At 57.3% G+C, this 3,132-nt stretch carries 3 protein-coding genes; all 3 read left to right on the top strand.

The annotated features are described in order from the left end of the window. Positions 1 to 653 precede the first annotated feature (653 nt). Complete coding sequence (locus tag ABI_RS08085) at positions 654 to 866, top strand: hypothetical protein (protein ID WP_006272423.1); 213 nt, start codon at positions 654 to 656, stop codon at positions 864 to 866. A gap of 99 nt (positions 867 to 965) precedes the next feature. Continuing rightward, positions 966 to 2,078, top strand: coding sequence for an acyltransferase family protein (locus tag ABI_RS08090; protein WP_006272424.1), 1,113 nt, complete (start codon positions 966 to 968; stop codon positions 2,076 to 2,078). 110 nt (positions 2,079 to 2,188) lie between these two features. After that, positions 2,189 to 3,106 (top strand): CHAP domain-containing protein, encoded by a 918-nt coding sequence (locus tag ABI_RS08095; protein ID WP_374188334.1) that lies wholly within the window; start codon positions 2,189 to 2,191, stop codon positions 3,104 to 3,106. Positions 3,107 to 3,132 lie beyond the last annotated feature (26 nt).

Here is a 3,132-nt window from a genome sequence, read left to right on the forward strand (position 1 = left end):
CCCGAACCAACCCGGAAACCCGTGTCCCCGAATCCTGTCCCCGAATCCCAGAGTTAGCAGTTCCGCTATCCAGAGCCTCAAAGATGTTGGTGTGTCGGAAGGGTCGGTCAGTACCTGGCAGAAATTCTATGAAGGGGCAATTCAGACTGTTCGATCGAATGGAACTGTAATAACAAATGAAACGGCAAAATACAGATCAGAGGTTCTTATAAATGTCCTCAAAAACTGGTGATGAATATGCAAATAAAGTTAAATATATCTGGAGACTCGTCAAAATTCTTAATCATAGAGCCGTGGGGTGAGGAGTTTGATATAGAATCAAAGATGGTTTGTGTCGTATTCACCGCGATTATTGTAGGCTCCAATTGTGAAATAGACATGGATTTTTCCGAAGAAGGCTTCTTGCGCATTGAAAATACTTCAGTCTTTCGTCCTGTAGTGCTGATAGATGGGCGAGAGGATGAAAGGCCTGCGTTCGCGTGCAGTTAATCATAAACAAAGAAGTAGCAAATACCATTCATGCTTATAGAGAAATACTAGAGAAATACGGTGACATGATATCAATTGTGTAAATGGCTCTGACATGTTCATCTAAATGCCGATGCCATGGTTCGCGTGGCGCGAATGATTATCCGATAGCGAGGTGCGCGACCGTGACCGACAACGATCTGGCCAGACGTGTTGAAGATTTGAAGGCGTCCGGCCACAGCATAGTTGACACTATTCGCTGCCTGGTTGAAATCCATGGCCTGACGTTGAAGGACGCCAAGGCGCTCGTTCACCACAGTCCGGCCTGGGCCGGCGAGCGGATTGCCCACGAGGCTTTTCACGCCGAGCTCATTTCCATCCTGAAAAGCGAAACCTAGGCACGTTTCCTGCAATCGATCCGTCAAATTCCCGTTTCGGGATAGTTTTTGACGCCAGCCCTAGCGGTATTTTAACGCCGCTGCTCCAGGATCGAACACATGCAGGACCATCTCAAGCCCCTGACCTCGCTCCGGTTCTTTGCCGCCGTCTGGGTCGTGCTCTATACCTATATGCATGAGCTCAATACGCCGATCAGCTTCGGGCTGATGGAGCACGGCTATCTGGGGGTGGACCTGTTCTTTATCCTGTCGGGCTTTATCCTCTCCCATGTCTATCTCGACAGCGTGGGCGAGGGGCGGTTCAGCTACGGCACCTTTGTCAATCATCGCCTGGCGCGGGTCTATCCGCTGCATGCCGCCACCTTGCTGTTTACCATTCTGCTGATCGGGGCCGCGGCGCTGAAAGGCATCCAGCTTGATGCCAATGCCGCCAACTGGGCCGCGCTTCCGGCGCACCTGACCCTGACCCAGGCCTGGGGGCTGGCGCCCAGCGCGTCGTTCAACCATCCGTCCTGGTCGATCTCAGCCGAGTGGTTGGCCTATCTGTGCTTCCCGGCCGTCGCCTGGGGCGCCTGGCGCCTGCGCGACCGTCCGATCGTCGCTGTCGCCCTGGCCGCTGCGGTCGTGGTTGCCTTGAACCTGGCGTTTGGCGCCATCGCCGGCTTCCCGCTGACCAAGGCCACCTTCCAGTGGGGCGCCTTGCGAATCGTGCCGACCTTCCTGTTCGGTTCTGCTTTGTACCTGGCGTGGCGCAACGGCGCCGTCGCCAACCCGAAACTGGCCGTCGCCGGTGCCGTGATCGCCAGCCTGACCGTCATTGTCGCCACCTCGTTCAACGGTACCGACACCGTCGCCGTCCTGGCGCTGGGGCTTCTGGTCCTGTCTCTGGCAGGGTTTGGCCGCGATGCCAGTGGTGCGGAGACCGGCGGCATCCTGTCCAGCAAGGTGCTGGTCTATCTCGGCGAAATCAGCTTCGCCACCTACATGATCTATGTGCCGTGGAAGTGGGTCTATCTGAAGGGCGTCAATATGCTGCTGGGCAGCGAAGGGCCTCTGCCGTTCTTCTGGTGGCTGGCGGGTCTGTTGGCGCTTATCCCGCTCAGCATGCTGGCGCACCACCTGATCGAGCGGCCTTTCCGTAATATTATCAGGGACTTGGGAGTTCGCTGGGCCTCTCGCAAACGCGAGATTCATCCCTCGTTAGGGGAATAATTCGGTTAACATTTTACGTGATCAGCCGAAAAGTTTGTTGAAATTTTATTATTCTGTTGTATTGAAGTCACGGGGCTCAACTTTCACGGAGTAACCGCGTGAAGAAAACCGTGTCGGCGTTAGTTATAGCCGCTTTTACCTTGTGCGCTGCACCAGCGTTTTATGCTACCAGTGCGGCCGCTGCAACGGCTAAACCCGCCGCCGCCAAAAAGGCTTCGACGGCATCTTCGACCACGTCGGCCAAGGCCAAGAAGGTGAAGGCTGTACGGACCGCTTCGCGTCAATCCCGTTCCCTGGCCAATGGCGCCTCGCGTTCGCCCTATTGGCAGTGCGTCACCTTCGCCCGGTCGCTGACCGGTATGCAGATTTTCGGTGATGCCTGGACCTGGTGGGACAAGGCCAATGCGAAGTATGACACCGGCACTGCACCCAAGCCCGGCGCCGTCATGGTGTTTCCGCGTCAGGGCAAGATGAATCGCGGCCACGTCGCCGTGGTGTCGCAGATCATCACCGACCGCTATATCCAGATCACCCATGCCAACTGGTCGCCGATCAATGGCCGCCGCGGTCAGGTCGAAAAGGACGTCAACGTCATGGACGTGTCGGCCCGTGGCGACTGGTCCAAGGTCAAGGTGTGGTACGGCCCGCTGAACGATTTCGGCACCACCGTCTATGCTACCAACGGCTTTATCTATCAGGACACCCCCGAGGGCCAGGCCCAGGCGCAGAAGATCATCGCCGAGTCGGAAGGCCTGCCGCCCGAGCCACAACCTTACGCCACCAAGCCCTATCAGCAGATCGCCGCTGCGCCGTCGACACCGGCGCCCGAAATGCCGGCGGCCCTGAAGGCGGCACTTACGCCTGACAATGACCGTGGTTTCCTTGCCGTGAAGGCCAACACCGTCGCCGCCCATGTTACGGGCAATGACGCCGCCGCCATCGTCGCCCGCATCGACGCCGACAAGGCTCAGGCCGCCGGCAAGACTGCAAAGGGTTCGTCTGCTACCAAGGCACCCAGCCGCCCCTGAAAATGGGTGATGCTGGCCTGCAAAGT

Origin of the sequence: Asticcacaulis biprosthecium C19 (assembly GCF_000204015.1) — a bacterium.
In the GTDB taxonomy this organism is placed as follows: Bacteria; Pseudomonadota; Alphaproteobacteria; order Caulobacterales; family Caulobacteraceae; genus Asticcacaulis; species Asticcacaulis biprosthecius.